20 protein-coding genes and 1 tRNA gene are annotated in these 20,231 nt (G+C 64.4%); 11 read left to right on the forward strand and 10 right to left on the reverse strand.

Features of this window, described 5'->3' with window-relative positions:
• Window positions 1-8 precede the first annotated feature (8 nt).
• From V6N07_RS09420 to V6N07_RS09430, 3 genes are all read right to left on the reverse strand, one after another.
• The gene (locus V6N07_RS09420) at window positions 9-1,559 is read right to left on the reverse strand and encodes a glycosyltransferase family 2 protein (protein ID WP_371155886.1); all 1,551 of its coding nucleotides are present in this window, start codon (window positions 1,557-1,559) and stop codon (window positions 9-11) included.
• Window positions 1,556-2,692: a GSCFA domain-containing protein gene (locus V6N07_RS09425; RefSeq protein ID WP_371155888.1), complete on the reverse strand. Its 1,137-nt coding sequence runs from the start codon at window positions 2,690-2,692 to the stop codon at window positions 1,556-1,558. The genes V6N07_RS09420 and V6N07_RS09425 overlap by 4 nt, the downstream gene beginning before the upstream one ends.
• A 236-nt stretch (window positions 2,693-2,928) precedes the next feature.
• Window positions 2,929-3,966: a LacI family DNA-binding transcriptional regulator gene (locus V6N07_RS09430; protein WP_371155890.1), complete on the reverse strand. Its 1,038-nt coding sequence runs from the start codon at window positions 3,964-3,966 to the stop codon at window positions 2,929-2,931.
• A 255-nt stretch (window positions 3,967-4,221) separates the two neighbouring features.
• On the opposite strand from V6N07_RS09430, the gene V6N07_RS09435 reads away from it, so the two are divergent.
• A tRNA-Arg gene (locus tag V6N07_RS09435) sits at window positions 4,222-4,298 on the forward strand.
• A 77-nt stretch (window positions 4,299-4,375) separates the two neighbouring features.
• Here V6N07_RS09435 and V6N07_RS09440 read toward each other — a convergent pair.
• The gene (locus V6N07_RS09440) at window positions 4,376-5,446 is read right to left on the reverse strand and encodes an alcohol dehydrogenase family protein (protein ID WP_371155892.1); all 1,071 of its coding nucleotides are present in this window, start codon (window positions 5,444-5,446) and stop codon (window positions 4,376-4,378) included.
• A 79-nt stretch (window positions 5,447-5,525) separates the two neighbouring features.
• Between V6N07_RS09440 and V6N07_RS09445 the strand changes: the two genes are divergently transcribed.
• The 3 genes from V6N07_RS09445 to V6N07_RS09455 all read left to right on the forward strand — a co-directional run bounded on the left by V6N07_RS09445 (window position 5,526) and on the right by V6N07_RS09455 (window position 8,479).
• The gene (locus tag V6N07_RS09445; protein WP_371155893.1) at window positions 5,526-6,041 is read left to right on the forward strand and encodes a TetR/AcrR family transcriptional regulator; all 516 of its coding nucleotides are present in this window, start codon (window positions 5,526-5,528) and stop codon (window positions 6,039-6,041) included.
• A gap of 414 nt (window positions 6,042-6,455) precedes the next feature.
• Window positions 6,456-6,908, forward strand: a complete 453-nt coding sequence (locus V6N07_RS09450) for a TadE/TadG family type IV pilus assembly protein (protein WP_371155895.1) — start codon at window positions 6,456-6,458, stop codon at window positions 6,906-6,908.
• Window positions 6,905-8,479 carry a pilus assembly protein TadG-related protein gene (locus V6N07_RS09455; RefSeq protein ID WP_371155897.1) on the forward strand — a complete coding sequence of 525 codons (1,575 nt, stop codon included), beginning with the start codon at window positions 6,905-6,907 and terminating at the stop codon, window positions 8,477-8,479. The genes V6N07_RS09450 and V6N07_RS09455 overlap by 4 nt, the downstream gene beginning before the upstream one ends.
• Window positions 8,480-8,541: 62 nt before the next feature.
• On the opposite strand, the gene V6N07_RS09460 is transcribed toward V6N07_RS09455, so the two are convergent.
• The 3 genes from V6N07_RS09460 to V6N07_RS09470 form a co-directional block, all read right to left on the reverse strand.
• Window positions 8,542-9,150 carry a DedA family protein gene (locus V6N07_RS09460; protein ID WP_371155899.1) on the reverse strand — a complete coding sequence of 203 codons (609 nt, stop codon included), beginning with the start codon at window positions 9,148-9,150 and terminating at the stop codon, window positions 8,542-8,544.
• The gene (locus V6N07_RS09465) at window positions 9,147-9,500 is read right to left on the reverse strand and encodes a hypothetical protein (protein ID WP_371155901.1); all 354 of its coding nucleotides are present in this window, start codon (window positions 9,498-9,500) and stop codon (window positions 9,147-9,149) included. Before V6N07_RS09465 ends, V6N07_RS09460 begins: the two co-directional genes overlap by 4 nt.
• A 266-nt stretch (window positions 9,501-9,766) precedes the next feature.
• Window positions 9,767-10,693, reverse strand: a complete 927-nt coding sequence (locus tag V6N07_RS09470; RefSeq protein WP_371155903.1) for a hydrogen peroxide-inducible genes activator — start codon at window positions 10,691-10,693, stop codon at window positions 9,767-9,769.
• Window positions 10,694-10,811: 118 nt separating this feature from the next.
• Here V6N07_RS09470 and katG point away from each other — a divergent pair, with 118 nt between their 5' ends.
• From katG to V6N07_RS09505, 7 genes are all read left to right on the forward strand, one after another.
• Complete coding sequence (gene katG / locus V6N07_RS09475; protein WP_371155904.1) at window positions 10,812-13,022, forward strand: catalase/peroxidase HPI; 2,211 nt, start codon at window positions 10,812-10,814, stop codon at window positions 13,020-13,022.
• A gap of 265 nt (window positions 13,023-13,287) precedes the next feature.
• Entirely contained in the window at window positions 13,288-13,524 is a 237-nt protein-coding gene (locus V6N07_RS09480) for an Lrp/AsnC family transcriptional regulator (RefSeq protein WP_371155906.1), read from the forward strand.
• 45 nt (window positions 13,525-13,569) lie between these two features.
• Window positions 13,570-14,715 carry an ABC transporter substrate-binding protein gene (locus tag V6N07_RS09485; protein ID WP_371155908.1) on the forward strand — a complete coding sequence of 382 codons (1,146 nt, stop codon included), beginning with the start codon at window positions 13,570-13,572 and terminating at the stop codon, window positions 14,713-14,715.
• A 41-nt stretch (window positions 14,716-14,756) separates the two neighbouring features.
• Window positions 14,757-15,680, forward strand: a complete 924-nt coding sequence (locus V6N07_RS09490) for a branched-chain amino acid ABC transporter permease (RefSeq protein WP_371155909.1) — start codon at window positions 14,757-14,759, stop codon at window positions 15,678-15,680.
• Window positions 15,677-16,660, forward strand: a complete 984-nt coding sequence (locus V6N07_RS09495; RefSeq protein ID WP_371155911.1) for a branched-chain amino acid ABC transporter permease — start codon at window positions 15,677-15,679, stop codon at window positions 16,658-16,660. Before V6N07_RS09490 ends, V6N07_RS09495 begins: the two co-directional genes overlap by 4 nt.
• Window positions 16,653-17,402 carry an ABC transporter ATP-binding protein gene (locus V6N07_RS09500; protein WP_371155913.1) on the forward strand — a complete coding sequence of 250 codons (750 nt, stop codon included), beginning with the start codon at window positions 16,653-16,655 and terminating at the stop codon, window positions 17,400-17,402. Before V6N07_RS09495 ends, V6N07_RS09500 begins: the two co-directional genes overlap by 8 nt.
• The gene (locus tag V6N07_RS09505) at window positions 17,399-18,082 is read left to right on the forward strand and encodes an ABC transporter ATP-binding protein (RefSeq protein ID WP_371155915.1); all 684 of its coding nucleotides are present in this window, start codon (window positions 17,399-17,401) and stop codon (window positions 18,080-18,082) included. The genes V6N07_RS09500 and V6N07_RS09505 overlap by 4 nt, the downstream gene beginning before the upstream one ends.
• Before the next feature lie 41 nt (window positions 18,083-18,123).
• On the opposite strand, the gene V6N07_RS09510 is transcribed toward V6N07_RS09505, so the two are convergent.
• The 3 genes from V6N07_RS09510 to V6N07_RS09520 all read right to left on the reverse strand — a co-directional run bounded on the left by V6N07_RS09510 (window position 18,124) and on the right by V6N07_RS09520 (window position 20,191).
• Complete coding sequence (locus V6N07_RS09510; protein WP_371155917.1) at window positions 18,124-19,128, reverse strand: TAXI family TRAP transporter solute-binding subunit; 1,005 nt, start codon at window positions 19,126-19,128, stop codon at window positions 18,124-18,126.
• 108 nt (window positions 19,129-19,236) lie between these two features.
• On the reverse strand, window positions 19,237-19,938 hold the full coding sequence (locus tag V6N07_RS09515) for a transcriptional regulator (protein ID WP_371155918.1): 702 nt from the start codon (window positions 19,936-19,938) through the stop codon (window positions 19,237-19,239).
• Window positions 19,910-20,191: a hypothetical protein gene (locus V6N07_RS09520; RefSeq protein ID WP_371155920.1), complete on the reverse strand. Its 282-nt coding sequence runs from the start codon at window positions 20,189-20,191 to the stop codon at window positions 19,910-19,912. The genes V6N07_RS09515 and V6N07_RS09520 overlap by 29 nt, the downstream gene beginning before the upstream one ends.
• Window positions 20,192-20,231: the final 40 nt, after the last annotated feature.

Here is a 20,231-nt window from a genome sequence, read left to right on the forward strand (position 1 = left end):
ATTCCTTCTCAGGCGGCCGTCATACCACGCCCGTCGCGTGCCTTCAGCCGATCCCAGAGGGCCCGGTATCGCGGGTCCTCCAACAGGGTTTCGAATTGGGCGCGGTGCCAGGCGACGCCCTGTTTGTGCAACTGTCGTGTCCGGCGATCCGCACGCAGATCGGCCAGCGCCTCGGCGAACCCCGGAACGCCATCGACGAGCGAGCCGTCGCGACCGCCATCCATGTTCCACTTGTCCCAGTACTCGACGCCCAGATCCTCGCCCACGTGATTGGCGCGGCCCCGGTTCTTCTTGAGGATATAGGATTCGAGCGAGCGCAGGGGGTAATGGTGCATGTACGCCGCGTCCTGGCATCCATCCCACCGCATCGTCCAACGCTGACCCTTGTTCATTTCCGCGGAGATATCCTCTCCGGTGGGGCTGCGCCAGACGATGCGGTCCTGCCAGTCGTCGCGCACACGGGGCCGATGCAGGCCCAGATGGTACATGGCTTCGGGCTTGCGGAACATCGTCTTGACGTCACGCATGGTCCGACCGCCGCGCCGGGGTACCGGCTCGCAACGGGTGAACTGCCGTGTCAGCGGGACATCCCTGAACGTATCGACCCCGCCGTTGCCGAAAACCTTCCACGGAAAGCTGACGACATCGGTGTCGGGGCCCAGATCGCGGACGAGGTCCTGAATGCTGCCGTCACCTGACCGTATGTTGATGAATTCGTCGACATCGGCGATCAGGGTCCAGGTCGCCTTGTGGCGCAGAACATGGTCGCGGGCCCATTTCAGGGCCGACTTGTGGGGCCCGCGTTTCAGCACGGTATTGACCTGATGGGTCAGCAGCCCGCGGTCCTGCAAACGGTCCAGCAGGGGATCGGTCGTGTCGTCGCAGTCGTTCGTGTAGATCAGGAAATCCGTGAAACCGATGGCCCGATGATGGGCAAGCCATTCCAGAATGAAGGGGGCTTCGTTCTTCATCGTCGAAATGATGAGGAACCGTTCCTGTGTCGGACGCGGCGCCAGAGAAACCGCCTCCGGCAGCTGAATTGCCCAGAATTGACCCTTTTGCGTGACGGCGGCCCCCGGCAGCCGACCGATCAGATCCGTGACCGCCGCGCGCACGGGAAAGCCGAGATCGGAGCCCCAGAACCAGCCGCCCCCGCAGATGATGCCGCCGGGGCGAACGACGCGTGTGGCCTGTTCCAGATCGCCGAGCAGGACATCGTAATGCTTGTTGCCGTCAAGAAACATCCAGTCGAACACACCCGCCGACAGATGCGGAAGGACCCGGCCAGACGGATGCCGCAGGATGGTGGCATCCGCAAAATCCTTCGCCACGTTGGCGGCCTGTGCATCGCGGTCTTCCTGTGGCGCGCGGTACGAATGCGGACGGGCTGCCTGTTCGGGATCTTCGGTCCACGGGTCGATCAACGTCAGGGACGCGGGGTCGCAGATCTCGGCAATCGCTCGGGTCCATCGCCCCTCGTGCACTCCGATTTCACACCCGCGCGCCCCGCGCGGCAGCATCGACAGGATGGTTTTGCAATTGTCGGGAACAGCTTTCATCCGCTCAACAGAGCCTCCAGACGGTCCAGTTGCGCCCGGATCGCGGTCTCGGCCTCCGGGTGGCGGGCGATCTTGCGCTTGGCCATGACGCGCTTCAACGCCGCAAGGCTGTCGTCGCGGACCACGGCCTCCAGTCGGTCGGAGACGAGGCCCGCCGCCGACAGCGCGGCAATCCAATGGCGCAACATCTCGGCATCCGTCGGCTGTTTCTCGCACCAGACCTGTTCGAACAGCATCATGATGAAGTCGAGGACCGCGCGCGGCAGGTGCCGGCGATCCTGCTTGAAGGGCGAATGGAACACGTCCGTCACGATCTCGTAGGACGGCCAGTAATGCAGGTATCCCTCATCCCCCAACTCTCGCATCAATTCGTCCAAAGCGACGCGCAGCACCGCCTTGCTGACGGAATTGGCGGAAATGCAGGACACGGGCCGGAACGTAGCAATCAGGGGCACGGGCGACAGGGTCGTGATGATCTTGGCATCGGGGCGATGCTTGCGGATCAGGTCATAGATCGCGCGGATGTTGTCCTTGTTTTCCTCGACCGTGGTCACGCGGAACTTGTGGCGCGACGGATCGTAGGCGTCCTGCGGGATGGACCGCCAGAACACGCCGCCCGTCACCTCGTCGTACCAGACCTCGGACAAACCGAAGGTCAGGATGAACAGGTCGGTGTTGGAAAAGATGTCGAGGGTCTGACGTCGCACCTCCTCGTCGTAGCCATAGCTTTCGGCGGAATAGCCGTGCCAGAGGTCCTGTTCGAACTTCTTGCCCTCGAAGGCCCATTCGAACTGCTGCCGGATGACGTAGCTGTTCACCATCCCCTCGCCGCACTTCACGACATAGGCGTTCGACCCCTGGTCCCGCGTCAGGATGTTGTAGTTCCGCCCCGCCAGCCAGTTGGAGATATTGGCCGCGAAACACGACCCGAAGGCGGTGATGCGCGTGTCGGGCGTGACAATGCGTGCCTTGGGCGCCCACCCCTGCGTCACCCATTCAAGCGCGGCGTCCTGTTCGGCCATCTTCTCGAAATCGGGATTGAAGTTGGTATGCTCGCCGCGAAACCACGTGCGAAACACACCCTCCTTGCGGGTGTGCTGAAAGTTGAAGGTTTTTGCGGCGGGCTTGTTCATCAAATCTGATCTCTGGCTCGGATTGTCCTACGGTTCGCGGGACATCATGTCGAAACAAGGGCTGTCTGCGGGAACAAACTGGACATCCGGCCGAGGTCGACCCGGTGCAGGTCCCGTTCCATCGCGCGGGACTGACAAGGCCGCGCCGTGTGGCAGAAGGTCCTGCGCCCCCTTCAGCGGAGAGACGCGCCCCGACCGGAGGCTGAGGCTCAGCGGCCCGCCCGTCGGGGGCTGTCCTAACCGTCGGCGCCCTGCGGTCGCGGGCGCATCGTGTCCCCCGGCAGGAACGTCGGGGCCAGTTCGATGCGCCGGTCGTCCCCATCGAACATCAGTTCACCGGTAATGATCCGTGCTGCCATCTGCCCCGCCTCGCGTCGACGGCTGTCGACCGTGGCCAGACTGCGCGGCAGACCATCAAGCAGGCTGAAGGCATTGAACCCGGCAAGACCCAACCCGCCCCCGACGTCCAGCCCCTGCTCCAGGCAATAGAGGAGGCCCCCTGCCCCGGTCAGGTCATTCGTATAGAACAGGAAGTCGACGTCGGGGACACGGGCCAGCATGTCGGTCGTCATCTCGCGCCCCTTGGCGAACCCGGACCAGCCGGAATAGGCCATCTGCTCGACGATCGGTATGCCCGCCTCGGACAAGGCGCGCTCCAACCCCTCGATGCGTTTGCGCGCACGATGGTCGCCATCCATCTTGGTGCCCAGAACGCCGACACGGCGGTACCCGCGTGCCGCGATTTCCGTGCCGACCTGATACCCGGCGCGCCAGTGGCTGATCCCGACGGCGGCATCGACGGGCTCTCCGTCGACATCCATGACCTCGATAACCGGAACGCCGCAATTGGCCAGCATCGCACGGCTGGCATCGGTATGCTCCAGCCCGGCGATGATCACGCCGGACGGCCGCCACGACAGCATTTCGAAAAGGGTCTTTTCTTCCTTCTCGGGGTCGTAGTTCGTGGCCCCAACGACAGGTTGCAGATCGGTGGCGTCCAGAACCTCGGACACACCGGCCAGCATTTCCGGAAACACGAGGTTCGACAGGCTGGGCACGATCACCGCGACAAGGTTGACGCGGTTGGAGGCAAGGGCCCCCGCGATCTTGTTGGGAACATAGCCCAGCATCCGCGCCGCCTCGAGAACGCGTTCCCGCGTTCGGGCGCTGACGTCGCCACGGTTGCGCAGAACCCGGCTGACGGTCATCTCACTGACCCCCGATGCTTCGGAGACGTCACGCAGGGTCAGGGGGCGGTTGTTCTTGTCGCGCATGATAATCCGATGATCAGCAGGTTTGAAGGTTCGCATATATCCCCGGGAACGCAAGATGTCGCCCGCCCCGTCACCCCAGATTGACTGATGAGGCGATAGGACGCTCACCCCCGCACCGGCACCCAAGAAACCCCGCCCCCTGCAAGACCGTGCCTCCCCGGCAAGTCGCATCAGCCGCGCCCGGCGGAGACGACCGCATCGGACGGTACTTTGCCGCTGGTTCACATGCGAACCACGCGATATACTTCGCCGGCTGGCTCCGTGGCTCAACTGGATAGAGCAGCCCCCTCCTAAGGGGCAGGTTGCAGGTTCGAATCCTGCCGGGGTCACCAGAAATGTCTGCCCGCTCGTCCTGTCCCTTCCACGGTGTCGACCCCGGTCCGCCGTGGAAGGGCGGTTACGGGTGACATCAGTCGGGAATCGCGATCCCGATCTTGCCGACATGAGACTTTTCGAGAAACGCTTCCTGAGCGGCGCGCAATTCGTGTAGCGGATAGCATTCGGCGACGACCGGACGGATCTCACCCGCTTCGATGTAGCCCACGAGGTCGGCGAAGACCTGCGGATCCTGTCGTGTGCTTCCGACCAGTGTCAGGTCCTTAAGGTACAGGGTGCGCAGGTCCAGCTCCACGATCGGCCCGGCGATTGCGCCCGAGGTCACGTAGCGGCCCTTCGGCACCAGTGCATCCAGCAGCACGGGCCAACGCGGCCCGCCGACGAGGTCGAGCACGACGTCAAAGGCATCCTCGGGGACCGGTTCGTCGCGATCGATCGCAACATCGACCCCAAGCGCCCGCAGCGCCTCCGCCTTCGCGGGGCTGGTGACCGCGGTGACATGCGCACCACGACGTTTGGCAAGCTGCACGGCAGCAGACCCGACGCCGCCCGAAGCACCGGTGATCAGCACCCGCTCCGCGCCCAACATGGCACGCTGAATCATACCCTCGGCGGTCGAGAACGCGCATGGAAAGGACGCGAGGTCGATATCCGAAAGCGCGCTGTCGATCTTCAGGGCATGATCGGATTCGATGATCGTGTATTCTGCAAAGGCACCATCCCGCTCGGAGCCGAAGGTCACGAGGGTATCTTCCGCTGCCCCACCAGGACGATACATGGGACGCACCAGAACCCGTTCGCCGATGCGAACAGGGTGCACCCCCTCACCGACCGCGACGATCCTGCCACAGCAATCGGCACCCTGAATGCGCGGGAAGGACAGCGCCCCGGACCATGCGCCATCGGCATCCGAGGTGCCGCCATACCCTTCGGCCGCCGCCGCGTTGGTGTCGCCGCGCACGGATTTGGAATACCAGCCGGTGCGGGTGTTTACGTCCGTGTTGTTCACCGAAGAGGCCCCGACGCGGATCACGACCTCGCCGGCGGCCGGCCGGGGGAGCGGCACATCCTCGCGCCATTCCAGCTTGTCGAGCCCCCCGTGCCCGGTCAGGACGATGGCTTTCATCATTTCAGGCAAGATCATCGAAGAAGGCTCCCGTGTAGAATGCTCGCTCTACTTGTACGGGTAGAGGGGTCACTCTACATCGTCAACTATGGCAGACATGATGAGCAAGATCTCCGCCGGGCTGGAACGTGCCTTCGCCGCCCGCGGTTTCGCCGAACCCTCGGTCGAGGACCTGAGGGACGCCGCAGGCGTCAGCCTGCGCACGCTGTACAAATACGCCCCCTCTCGTGCCGACATGGTTCTGGCGGCGCTGGAGAACCGGCATCAGCGCTATCTGTCGCATGTCTTCGACGGCCTGCCTGATGACGCCGAGGAGGCGACCGACACCATCCTTGCGCGGGTTGGCATCTGGATGGCGACCGAGACGTCGCACGGCTGTCTGTTTCACGCCGCCGTGGCGGCCGATCCCGGCAGCGATCCCTTGCACCGGCTTCTTGAACGCCACAAGGCAGAGGTCGCGACCAAAGCCTCTGCGGCAACCGGCCTTGCCGCGGCCGAGACCGACCTGCTGGTGATCATCGAGGGCCTGACCCAGGCTTGGCCACTGCACGGCGATGCGGCCATAGACGCCGCCCAGCGACTCGGTCGCGCGCTTCGGGTTTCGCTTGCGTGATGATCAACGGTTGCGCGCGCGGGGCCTTGGCGTCTTCGCAGGATGAAGCGCAACTGCCGGAGCTCTCCCCCTTGTAGCGACGTTCGACAATGGCCCGGACCACATGTCCGACTGTCAGGGCAGGATCGGTCGGGCCCCGATGCTGCTGTTTTCTTCGGGACCATGCGTTTCCGGGAAACCCGTTGCGACAGCGCGTGACCGGCGCAGCAGGCAGGCGCCCGCATGGGCGGCGATTAAGGCCGCCGTGCCGGAAATCGATATCAAAAGATGGCCGAAACCGGTGATCTGCGCCCCATTCCGAAACAGACGCCTTCCGCAATATGCCCGCATTCCGTCGGCAAAATGCCTTCTTTCACTTTATCATCAAATGCACCGCGACAGGAAGGTATCGAAGATTACTTTGGAGCGAAATAAATGATTACCGGAAAGAACATACCGACACGGATCAAGACCTTCACCACCAACGAAAGCGGCAATATCACGGTCGAATTCGTGATACTCCTGCCAGTGTTTCTTCTGACATGCGTATTGATTGCAGCGACATGTCTTTATTTTTCGACATTGAGCGATGTGCAGCAACTTGCGTCCGACATGACGCGGCTGTCCCTTACCTACGTGGACCGGAACTTCGCGGAAGACGCGGTCTGCAATTCCCTGAAGGCAGATATCCTTCCCCATCTCATCAATGAACTGCACCTTCTTTCCCAATCGCGCGTGATCGATATCACCTGCCAGTCGGGAACTGGTGTCGAATCCTTCGCGGTTGCGGTCCGTTACGACATGTCCGGCACCTTGCCGCACCGTCTTGGCGCATTGGCCGGATTCTCCATCTCCAGCTTGGCCGGGTCCGCGGAGATGCTGCTGTGATTGGGCCGGATCCAGCAGCGGTCTTTCGAAAATGGGCGTCCGACGAAGGCGGTGGGCTCAGCGTCTTTACCGCGATCATGCTGCCCGCGTTCATAATCGCCCTCGGGGTCGCAATTGATCTGACCAGCCTGAATGCCCAAAAACGTCATGTCCAATCCCGGGCGGATCATGCCGCCCTGACGGCAATCCGTCGATTTGACACTGCCGAAGCCTCTCGCGCGGCCGCAAGTGCAACCCACGCCATTCAGGGAACATGGCCCTTCGCCCAAATACCGCTGTCCGATGACCGGATCGTCTTTGGTCAGCTGGATGCTGACCATCGATTTTCACCCGGTGACAACCAGGGGCATCTGAACGCGATGAACGCCGTACAGGTCACGGCGACTTCGCGTCCGCAATTCTTCGTCCTCGATGCGTTCGTCGATCAGGAAAAGCTGACGATCGCACGCCGGGCAACGGCCGTGCTGGAACCGCGCGTCAGTTTTGCCCTGTCCAACTGTCTGCTCAGCCTGGATCTGTTCCGCGACATGTTGCGCCCCATCCTCGGTGGCGGGCTGGATGTCCTGTGTTCCGGGCATGGCCTGCGCCTGAAGGGGTTGGCATTTCTGGATGTCGTCGCCGTGAATGCGAATATTCTTCAACCCGGATCGACAACCTACGGTGACGTGCTGGATGCGCAGATCGACGCCGGAACGATCATCGGAACGGCCATGGGACGGGTTGCGCCCTTTCTGGACGAGGCGATCCGCCTTGGTGATCTGATCTATCTGGACGAAGGCCTGCGACAGACGACGATCGGATCGCCTGTGCAGGACGTCGACCTGAATGTTGCGGATATCGTTCTGGGATCGGCTGAACTCCTTGCAAAGCGCGTGGTGGATCTGAAAGTCGATCTGGATCTCGGGCCTCTGGCAGGGGCCGAGATCCTGCTGCAGGTCTCCGATCCGAGGCAGATCGTCCTGGGCGCCGTGCCCGGCGATCCTGATGCAATCGCGCGCACGTCGCAAATTCGGCTCCATGTGAATGGCGTCGAACTGGCGGGTCTGGTCGAAGTCGATCTGACGATCGATGTCGCTAATGCGTCGGCCCGCCTGTCCGATCAAGGCGCCCCCTGCAGCACGGACCGTGATCAGACGGTTGCGGTGTTTTCCCCCGTTCAGGCCGACCTTCTGCAGGTGACTGTCGAAGCTCGGGCACTTGGAATGACGCTGTGGGCCGTATCGGACGACATGGACGAACATGGCTTTCGCTATGATCGTGTGACCCGAACCATGACGTTCAGCCATGCCGACCTCAGGGACAGGCAGGGCAAGACATTCGGCCCCACGACCTCGGGCCTTACCGCATCCCTGCGCGAAGACATTCGAAACCTGATCCTGGGCGCGTCATCCGAAATCCTGCCCGGCCTGGTGGGGGATCTGCTCGGCCGGACATTCTCGAACCTCGACCGCAGCGTCGCGCTGCTGGGGGACCCGGTAGATGACCTGCTGACGGAACTGGTCGGTCTCGATCTTGCCGAAGCGGAATTGGAGCTGCTGGACGTCAGATGCCGCTTTCGTCTTGCGATCTAGCTCTGCCCGGGCGGGTCACGTTTGAAGTTCGGGCCTCTTGTCCGTGATGGGCGGGGGCCCGTCTATGACAGGGGCGGTGCGCTGCGGTGCCGCCACCGGCTGCGCAGCCACCAGACGCAGACCAGAGCGACCGAGATGGCAAGAATGACGCCCAGACCGTTGCTGACGATGGTGGCGACCTGCGCCAATTGCGCCGCAAAGACATGCCCCAGCGCGACATAGGCCACCGCCCAAATCGCCGCGCCGATGGTTCCGAACAGGGTAAAGGTCAACCGCGCAAGGCCCCCTGCCCCGCACAGATAGCTGACATAGGGGCAGGTCGGGCTGAAGATCGTATGGCTGAGCAGAACCGCGATCGCCCCGCGCCGATGCAGCAGACGTTCACTCCGCTCTACCAACGGGGCCATGCGGCGGACGCGGCGCATCCGCGCCAGCAGATCGCCCCCGACCCAGCGGCCCAGTTGATAGGCCACCTGATCGCCCAGAACGAAGGCGCCGAAAGCCACGGCCAGAACCTGTATCAAGGCAAGGTCGCCGGAGGCGGCGAAGCTGCCCGCCGTCAGGACCAGAAGGGACGATGGCAGCGGTACGGCCAGACAGGCAAGAAAGACCACCGCAAACACGAGGAAGATGCCGTAGTGCGGCACGGCGGCAAGGATCGCCTCGGTCATCGACCGCCCGCACGGTGGGCGTCGGCCGCCTGCCGCACACGGCGGGTCAGTTCCTCCAGCGAAACACCCTTTTCGGCGGCGATATCCGCAAGATGGCGGCCCTTGTCGCTGCCTTCGTCCATGCCGAGAACCTGCAACACGACCCCGCGCGGCAGATCGTAGGACAGCGTGATGTAGCGCGGCGTCATCCACCCCTGCAGCGCCACATCGCGGTGCGCCGGGTCGTTGAAATAGATCACGTCTAGGATGAACCGCGCGCTGAACCAGACCGTTACCACGAGGGACAGCACCAGCACCGCCACGACAGGCCAGTTCTGACGCAGGAATTCGGTCAATCCGGGCCGGGTCATGGGCCACTCCTTGCAGAGGCCGGAAAGGAGCACGGCACAGCGGTCATCGAAACACCTCTCTCGGCGCGCCGGACCGGCAACGCGGGCTGTGGAAAAACGGTTTCGTGCCATCGGGACCAGTCTGAACCAGTGTCAGGGCACACGCACAATCATCCATCAGGGCCGAGGAACCGCAAGCCCGCAATCGCCCGGAAACTGATCCGCGCACCAGCGACCCTGCGCAGTATCGCGCCCGCCCGTTAACCACGAAAGGCCCCGACGGGCCGTCAGGCGGCGGCCCCGGTCGCAAGACGCCCCCCCACATCGCGCCGGATTACATCCGCCATCTCCTGCAACTGGGGCGCGAGCGGTGTGGAATTGCGCCAGATCATGCCGACCCGCCGGGATGGTTGTGGATCGGGGAACCGGCATACGGCGACCGGCGCGGACCGCGTCTCGACCGAGACGGCCATGTCCGGGATTAGCGTCACGCCCAGACCGGCGCCCACCATCTGAACGAGGGTCGACAAGGCAGAGCCATCCAATCCGTGGCGTGTCCGGGCCACGGACCCGCTGTCGCCCATGGAACAGAACGACAGCGCCTGATCGCGGAAGCAATGCCCTTCCTCCAGCAGCAACAGGCGCATCGTGGCAAGTTGATCGGGATCGGGCATCGGCGCATCGGCCTCGGACTCCGGACGGACGAGGACGAAGGATTCGTCGAACAGCGTCACCTCGGTTACCGTCGGCTCCGACACCGGCAGGGCGACGATCGCCGTATCGAGGCGCCCATCGGCCAGTTCCTCCAGCAGGCGGGGCGTGACCGTCTCGCGGATATCGAGGTCCAGACCCGGATACGCCCCGGCCAGCGCGGACACGAGGCGCGGCAGAAGATAGGGCGCGACGGTGGGGATGACCCCGAGGCGCAGCCGCCCCGACAAACCGCCCCCCGACCCCCGTGCCAGATCACCCAGTTCGTCGACTGCGCGCAGGATGTCGCGGATCCGGATGCGGACCTCTTCTCCGAAGCCGGTCAGCCGGACATGCCGAGGGCCACGCTCGAACAGCTTGGTGCCAAGGCCCGCCTCCATCTCGCGGATCTGAACGGACAGGGCCGGTTGAGAAATCGCCGAAGCTTCGGCGGCCCGTCCGAAATGGCCGTGCCGCGCAAGCGCCTCGAAGTAGCGCATCTGCTTGAGGGTGAGATTGTTCATAATTTCAAATTATCGAAAGTATATCTAAATGCAACTTAAACCAATCGACAGGACCTGATACACGGTCGCCATCACCTTGCATCATCCTCGACACAGCCACGCAATACGGGAGAGTATCATGGACGGAACCGACAGCAGCGCGGGCAAATGCCCGGTCATCCACGGCGTCACCCTCAATTCATCCAACCGGGTGCGCAGCAACCGCGACTGGTGGCCGAACCAGCTCAGCCTCAAGATGCTGCACCAGAACCCCGACACGCTGAACCCGCTGGGCCCCGACTTCAACTATGCCGAAGAGTTCAAGAAACTCGACCTGGCAGCGGTCAAGGCCGACCTCGCCGAACTGATGACCGACAGCCAGGATTGGTGGCCCGCCGACTACGGTCACTATGGCCCGTTCTTCGTGCGCATGGCCTGGCACTCCGCCGGCACCTACCGGACCGCGGACGGCCGTGGTGGATCGACCACCGGCAACCAGCGGTTCGCGCCCCTGAACTCCTGGCCTGACAACGGCAACCTCGACAAGGCGCGGCGCCTGCTGTGGCCGATCAAGCAGAAATACGGCAACCAGCTGTCCTGGGCCGACCTGATGATCCTGACGGGCAACGTCGCGATGGAGACCATGGGCTTCAAGACCTTCGGTTTCGGCGGCGGCCGTGCCGACATCTGGGAGCCGGAGGAGGACATCTACTGGGGCATGGAGGACGAGTGGCTCGGCACCAAGGACGAGCGCTACGACAAGGGCGAGGACGGCAAGGGCCGCTTCATGGAAAACCCGCTGGCCGCCGTGCAGATGGGCCTGATCTACGTGAACCCGGAGGGTCCGAACGGCACCCCCGATCCGCTGGCCTCGGCCTATGACATCCGCGACACCTTCGGCCGCATGGCGATGAACGACTACGAGACGGTCGCACTGGTCGCCGGTGGTCACACCTTCGGCAAGGCGCATGGTGCGGGCGACGCCGCCCTGATGGGCCCGGAGCCCGAGGCATCCCCGATGGAGGCGATGGGCCTCGGCTGGAAGAACGGGTTCGAGACCGGCGTGGGCGTGCACACGACCACCTCCGGCATCGAAGGCGCGTGGAAGCCGAACCCGACCAAGTGGGACATGGGCTATCTCGAGACGCTGCTGGGCAACGAGTGGGAACTGACGACTTCGCCCGCTGGTGCGCACCAGTGGAAGCCGGTCGGTGACGCCATGGCGGGCACGGTCGTGGATGCGCACGATCCGTCGCGCACCCATCAGCCGATGATGACCACCGCCGACATGGCGCTGAAGATGGATCCGGAGTACGCCCGGATCAGCCAGAACTTCCTCGACAATCCCGATGAGTTCGCGGACGCCTATGCGCGTGCATGGTTCAAGCTGACGCACCGCGACATGGGCCCCAAGGTTCTGTACCTCGGCCCGGAGGTTCCCGAGGAAACCCTGATCTGGCAGGATCCCGTGCCCGAAGTCGATCACCCGCTGATCGGCGATGCCGACGTGGCCGAGCTGAAGGAGACCATCCTTGCCTCGGGTGTGTCGGTAAGCGACCTGGTTGCCGTTGCCTGGGCGTCCGCCGCATCGTTCCGCGGGTCGGACAAGCGCGGCGGGGCCAATGGTGCCCGCGTCCGCCTTGCGCCGCAAAAGGACTGGGAGGCGAACCAGCCTGTCACCCTCGCGCGCGTGCTGGAGGTTCTGGAAGGCATCAAGGCCGACTACGCCAAGCCCGTCTCGATCGCCGACCTGATCGTGCTGGCCGGCTGTGCCGCCGTCGAAAAGGCCGCGCATGATGCCGGTCACGACATCACGGTGCCTTTCACGCCGGGTCGGACGGACGCCACGGACGAGATGACGGATGCCGCCAGCTTCGAGCCGCTGGAGCCGCGCGCGGATGGTTTCCGCAACTATCAGGCTGCGGAATTCAAGGTCTCGGCCGAGGAACTGCTGGTGGACCGTGCGCAGCTGCTGACCCTGACCGCGCCCGAAATGACGGTGCTCGTCGGCGGGATGCGCGCGCTGGGTGCGAATTCGGGCGGGACGACGCATGGTGTCCTGACCGATCGTCCGGGCCAGCTGACCAACGACTTCTTCGTGAACCTGTTGTCGATGAACACGGAATGGCGCCCGGTGTCCGAGGACGCCCAGCTGTTCGAAGGCGTCGACCGCAAGACGGGCGAAAAGGTCTGGACCGGAACGCGTGTCGATCTGGTCTTTGGCTCCAACAGTCAGCTTCGTGCGCTGGCCGAGGTCTATGCCCAGGCCGACTCGGGGGCGAAGTTCGTGACCGATTTCGTCGCCGCCTGGACCAAGGTGATGGAACTGGACCGCTTCGACCTGAAGTGATCGCTTTCTGATCCGCCGACCGATGGGCGCCTTCCGCAAGGGGGGCGCCCTTTTTCGTGTGCGGGCCGGATGCGCCGGGGGCGGTCCCCGCAACGCCCGCCACTGCCGATACCTGCCAAGATCTACTCGTTTGCCCCGGTCAACGGGCATGCGAGTGGCCACGAAGGTCCAGCCCCCACCGGGATGACGATTAAGGCTTGCCGCCACTGGCAGGGCAGGGTTGTTTCTGGTCAACTCGGGCCGAACGCCAGCAAAGGGGCACACCATGAACTGCGTCTTCATCCAGATCCGCTGCCGCCCTGCGACCGCCTACCAGGTGGCGGACGCGATTGCCCTGCGTGAAATCCATTCAGAGCTGTATTCGACGTCGGGCGAGTATGACCTGATCGTCAAGATGTACATTCCGGATGGCGAAGACGTCGGCAAGTTCATCAACGACAACCTGCTGGACATCGACGGGATCGAGCGGACGCTGACCACCCTGACCTTCAGGGCATTCTAGCGACCGCCCCACAAGACCGACACAGACACACGACGGGAGACAACCATGAACCTGAAATCCATGATCCTTGGCACCGCGCTGGCCGCGATCGGCGGCATCGCGGGCGCCGATGGCCACGGCGGCGTCAAGGTCGGCATGATCACCACCCTGTCCGGCGGCGGCGCGGGCCTCGGCATCGACGTGCGCGACGGCTTCATGCTGGCCATCGCCCAGTCGGGCCGCGACGACATCGAGGTCGTGATCGAGGATGACCAGCGCAAGCCCGACGTGGCCGTGCAACTGTCCGACAAGATGATCCAGTCCGAGCAGGTCGACGTGATGACCGGAATCATCTTCTCCAACCTCGCGATGGCGGTGATCCCCTCGGCGGTGGCGCAGGGCAAGATCTACCTGTCGCCCAATGCGGGCCCCTCGGCGCTTGCCGGGCGCGGGTGCCACGAGAATTACTTCAACGTCGCATGGCAGAACGACAACCTGCACGAGGCGGCGGGCGCCTATGCCAATACCGCGGGCTATGACAACAGCTTCATCCTCGCCCCGAACTATCCGGCGGGGCAGGACGCGTTGACGGGATACAAGCGCATGTTCGAAGGCGACCTTGCGGGTGAACTGTTCACCGACCTGGGTCAGACCGATTACGCCGCCGAGATCGCGCAGATCCGGGCCAGCGGCGCGGACTCCGTGTTCTTCTTCCTGCCCGGCGGCATGGGGATCAGCTTCCTCAAGCAATACGCCGACTCGGGCGTGGACATCCCCGTGATCGGCCCGGCGTTCAGCTTCGATCAGGGCATCCTTCAGGCCGTCGGCGACGCTGCGGTTGGCGTGGTGAACACCTCGCAATGGTCCAAGGACCTCGACAATCCGGCCAACGCGGCCTTTGTCGAGACCTTTCAGGCCGAGTACGGCCGCCTGCCGTCGCTCTACGCGTCGCAGGGATTCGACACGGCAAACCTGCTGATTTCGGCCCTCGAAGTCGCAAGCCCCTCCGACGCGGAGGCGTTCCGCGAAGCGCTGCGCGCGGCTGATTTCGACAGCACGCGGGGAGATTTCGCCTTCGGATCGAACCAGCATCCGATCCAGGACATCTATGCCCGCGAGGTGATCGTCGAGGACGGCATCTTCACCAACAAGGTCATCGGCGTCGCGCTCGAAGATCATGGGGATGTCTACGCCGCCGAATGCGGCCTGTGAGGCCTGCGGGCGGGGGTCACCCCGCCCGACGCACCTGATCCATGACCTCTATCCTGATCATCGAACAGGTCCTCAACGGCCTGCAATTCGGCGTCATGCTGTTCCTGATGGCGGCGGGCCTGACCCTGATCTTCGGGGTCATGGGCCTGATCAACCTCGCGCACGGGTCGCTCTACATGGTGGGCGCGTTCGCGGCGGCGGCTGTTGCGGGCGCGACGGGGTCGTTCCTGATGGCACTGACTGCTGCGATGGCAGCGGCGGCCATCGCCGGCGTGCTGGTCGAAACGCTGGTGATCCGCCGCCTCTACCGGGCCGACCACCTCGATCAGGTGCTGGCGACCTTTGCCCTGATCCTGATCTTTTCGGAAGGCACCCGCTGGGCCTTCGGGTCGTTTCCCCTGTTCCTCGACACGCCCGACTGGGCGTCCGGTCCGGTGACTTTGCCCGGTGGGATCGACTATCCACGCTATCGCCTGCTGTTGATCGGCGTCGGGCTGGCCATCGCGGCGGGGCTTGGCCTGCTGATCACGCGCACCCGGATCGGCATTCAGATCCGCGCAGGTGAAAACGACCGAGAGATGATCGCCGCCCTCGGTGTCGATATTTCCAAGCTCTACACCCTCGTCTTCGCCCTTGGTGCCGCCCTCGCCGGTCTTGCCGGCGCATTGGTCGGGGCCATTCAGTCGGTGCAGGTCGGCATGGGCGAACCTGTCCTGATCCTTGCGTTCGTGGTCATCGTCATCGGCGGCATCGGATCCATCAAGGGCGCGCTGATCGGGGCAATCCTCGTCGGGTTGACCGACACGCTGGGGGGCATCTTTCTGCCCGAGGTATTCAAGCTGTTCATGACACCTTCGGCCGCCACCGCCTCCGGCTCGGCTGTGGCATCGATGGCGATCTACATCCTGATGGGGGCCGTCCTGATCTGGCGCCCTACGGGCCTGTTCGGACCCCGTGCCGCATGACCCGGGAATCCATCGTCAACGCAGTCGTCCTTGCCCTTCTGATTGCCGTGCCCGCATGGGCGGTCGTGACCGGAGAGCCGTTCACCATCACACTGGCCACGCGCGCCGTCATCTTTGCACTGGCGGCCGTCGGCCTGAATATCGCCCTCGGTCTTGGCGGGCTGGTCAGCCTTGGACATGCGGCCTTCTTCGGGATCGGCGGCTATGCCATGGGTATCCTCGCGCACCATGCACAGACCTATACCGTGCTGGACCTCGGGCTGTTCACGACCGGGGGGACGAAGTCCATGCCGGTGATCTGGCTGGTCGCGATGGTCGCCTCGGGCCTTGCCGCCCTTCTGATCGGGATGCTGTCACTGCGCACCGCGGGCGTCTATTTCATCATGATCACGCTGGCCTTCGGGCAGATGTTCTATTTCTTCGCCATTTCTTGGCCGGCCTATGGCGGGGAGGATGGGCTGTCGATCTACGTGCGCAACGGGTTTCCGGGGCTGAACACGCTCGTCCCGATACAGTTCTACGGGCTCTGCCTCGGCGTTCTGCTGCTGGTGCTGGCATTGAACGCCGCCTTGGCGAAATCCCCGTTCGGCCTTGCCCTGAACGCGGCGCGCCAGTCGCCCGCGCGGGCGGAAACGGTTGGCCTGAACCCCCAGCGGCTGAAACTGGTGGCCTTCGTGCTGTCCGGGGTGATTACCGGCCTCGCGGGTGCGCTCTTCGCGGATCTCAACCGCTTCGTCAGCCCGGTGATGTTCAGCTGGCAGATGTCGGGTGAGATCATCGTGTTCATCATCCTCGGCGGCACCGCGCGCCTGTTCGGCCCCGTGATCGGCGCCTGCGTCTTTGTCCTGCTGGAACATGTGCTCGGCGGGCTGTCCGATTACTGGCATATCTACCTCGGGGCGCTGTTGCTGGCCGTCGTGCTGTTCGCGCGGGGGGGCATCATGGGGCTTCTGGCGGGGCGGGGGGCTGTCCATGACTGATCCCGTTCTTGCCGTCGACGGCCTGTCGAAAACCTTTGGCGCGCTGCGCGCGACGGACGGCGTGTCACTCGACCTGAGGCCGGGCGAGATCCATGCCATCATCGGACCGAACGGTGCGGGCAAATCCACCCTGATTGCCCAGATCACGGGGGCCCTTGCCCCGGACGAGGGCCGCGTGACCTTCCTTGGCCGGGATGTCACCGCCCTGCCCGTGCGCGAACGGGCGGGCATGGGCCTTGCGCGTACCTTTCAGGTTTCCGCCCTCGCGATGGAGGATACCGTCCTGCAGAACGCGCTGCTGGGTGTCGTCGGGGCCACTGGCGGCGCGTGGTCGTTCCTGCGCCCCGCCCTGCGCCACGGGGCCGCGCGCGACCGGGCCGAGGCCGCGCTGGTCCGCGTCGGCCTGCAGGATCAGGCGCGCAGCCGCACGGCGGACCTCAGCCACGGTCAACGCCGCCTGCTGGAGGTTGCCATAGCCCTGACCCTGTCGCCCCGCGCCTTCGTCATGGACGAACCCATGGCCGGTCTTGGCGGGGACGGATCGAAACGGATGACTGGTTTTCTGGACATCCTACGCGCCGAAGCCCCGATCCTGCTGGTGGAACATGACATGGACGCGGTCTTTGCCCTGGCCGACCGGATCAGCGTTCTTGTCGGCGGGCGCGTCATCGCCACGGGCACCGTTGCTGAAATCCGGGCCAGTGCCGCCGTGCGCGCGGCCTATCTGGGTGACCCCGCATGAGCCTGCTGTCCCTGTCCGAGGTTTCGGCACGCTATGGCGCCGCGCAGGCCCTGTTCGACGTGACCCTGTCGATTGGGGCCGGTCAGGTTCTGGCCCTGATGGGACGCAACGGAATGGGCAAGTCCACCACCGTCAAGGCGATCTGCGGAATGCTGCCTGCGGGCGGAACGATCACCTTCGACGGCCACGACCTGACCCGTCTGCCCAGTCACAGGATTGCCCGGCTCGGTGTCGGCCTCGTCCCCGAGGGGCGTCGCTGTTTCGCCAGCCTGACGGTGACCGAGAACCTGATCGCGGCCGCGCGTCCCGGCGCATGGTCGCTTGCCACGGTGACGAACCTGTTCCCCCGCCTTGCCGAACGCCATGCGCAGCGGGCCGTGACCCTGTCGGGGGGCGAACAGCAGATGCTGGCCATCGGCCGCGCCTTGATGACGAACCCACGGCTTCTGATCCTCGATGAAGCGACCGAGGGTCTGGCCCCGCTTGTCCGGGCCGAGATCTGGGCCGCCATCGCCGCCATCCGCGATACCGGGGCGGCCATTCTGGTGATCGACAAGTCGCTTGCCGAACTTTCGGCGATTGCGGATCGCGCCGTCATCCTCGAACGCGGTCACAGCGTCTGGTCCGGTGCGATGCAGGACCTGACACCGGACACCGCCGCCCGCCTGATCGGCGTCTGACCATCACGGGACCCGAGCCCGGCAAGACCGCCGAGACCGCGCTAGTTCAGCATTCCGGTTTCCTCGTAGAACCGCTGCGCCCCCGGATGCAGGGGAATGCCGACCCCGTCCAGCGCCGTCTCCATCGTGACCAGGGCCCCCTTCTGGTGCCCCCCGTCCAGCAGGCGGCGCGTCGTGCTGTTCCACAGGGCGCGCGTCACATCGTAGATCAGGTCGTCGGGTTGATCCGTCGTCGTGACCCACTGCGCATTGACGCCGATCGTCCAGACATCGGCCGTCATGCCCCGGTATGTCCCGGCGGGAATCAGGTCGTAGGTCAGGAATTCGTGGTCGACCAATATGATCTCGGTCGTATCCTCGTCGAAGGGGATCAGCACGATGTCCATGTCGTTCGCCAGATCGGACACCGCCTTTGCCGGAAAGCCGCCGGCAAAGAAGAACGCGTCCAACTGGCCCGCCCGCATCGCATTCGCCGCATCGGTCGTCGGAAGGTATTGCGCCTGCACGTCCGCCGGGGTGACACCGACGGCGCGCAGGATGATTTCCGCCTCGACCAGGGTGCCGGAGCCGGGTTCGTCCAATGAGACCCGCTTGCCGGACAGATCGGCAAGCGATGTGATACCGCTCTCGGCGCTGGCGACGACGTGCATCGACTCGGGGTAGAGGTTCGCGATCGCCCGCAGGCCATCGACCGGGGGCCGTGGGGCCCAGATGCCGCTGCCCGTCCAGGCCCATGTCACCACGTCCGACTGCACGAAGGCGCTTTCCATCTGCCCCGCGGCGATCAGTTCGACATTGGCGACCGACCCGTTCGTGGAAATTGCCGTTGCCGTCAGGCCGGGCACGCCACAGGCCCCGCCATCATCGCAGGCCCGCGACCCCGGAGGTGCCGAAATCGCGTTGGCGATCAGGCCGCCGATCGGAAAATAGGTGCCGGCATTGCCTGCCGTTGCGATCCGGAACGTCCGCTCGTCCTGTGCCGCGACGGGCATTGCCAGAAACAGGACGGCACAGGACAGCCCGGTCAGGAAAAGTCGTATCATCATCGGTCCGTCCCCCACGGGGCGCAGACTTGCCGATCCGATCACGCATGGAAAGAGGGCAATCCCGATTGGCGGGCAGGCGATGCCTTGGCGCCCCGCTCTGCACAGATTTTAGACCATTCGTATGACCTTGGGATCAAGCGCAAGGACATAGCCCTGTCGCGTGATGTTCCGGATCAGCAGATGCGTGACGATCTGGTTGCCCAGCGCATCGCGCAACCGCTTGATCCGGGTTGCGCCCGCGGCCTCGTCGCAGTCGGCTTCGGACTTGCCGGAGATCACGCTCTCGATCTGGGCCCCGGTCAGCATGTCACCGTCCAGCCGCGCCTCGGCCAGAACGGACAATGTTTCCATCGCCGCATCGGTCAGCTTCAGTTCGATGTCGTTCAGCATCACGGCATTCTCGGCGCGGGCCAGCACGAGGGATGTCACCTGAATGCCCGATCGCTCGATCTCGCCCATGCGACGGTTCAGCGTCACGATCGCCACGAGCAGGACCACGCAGGCAATCAGGAGGGCGGTGGCAAAGACCAGCAGCACCCAGATGATCATGCGATAGCTGCCCAACACCTCGGAGAAGGCCGTTCCGGACTGGGCAAGAACCTCCAACAGGCCAATTTCCGCGCGCGTGGTCAGATCCTGCTCGACGAACAGGCGTTCCACCCGCGCATTGAAGGCATTCGCATCGGGCAGGGTCGCGAACAGGAATATTGCCGCGGCCAGCAGGATGACGACGATCGCCCCTATGCCGACGCCGACGATTCGTGCCGACACCGCACGCGTTTCAGTAACGGAGGAAATAGGGGCCGGCACTGGCTCTCCTCTGATCCAGACCTTCGGGACCGAAGACCGATTCGATACTTAGCAATTGCCAGCCGTCCCGCAACCGGTCCGCCACCACAGCTGCGGCGGCACTGGCCGAACAGGCCGCGTCCGGAACCTCCATCACGCCATAGTGCAGGCGCAGGGGGTCATCCTGCTTGGCCTTGTAGTCGGCATAGCACGCGGCCTGCGCGGTGCTGGCGCAGAGCAGCAGGACGATCAGAGAGGGCAAGGCATGGGTCATGCGCCGACCTTGGGCGACACGGGCGCGTCACGCAATAACA

It is taken from the genome of Jannaschia sp. 2305UL9-9 (assembly GCF_041403465.1).
Taxonomy (GTDB): Bacteria; Pseudomonadota; Alphaproteobacteria; order Rhodobacterales; family Rhodobacteraceae; genus Jannaschia.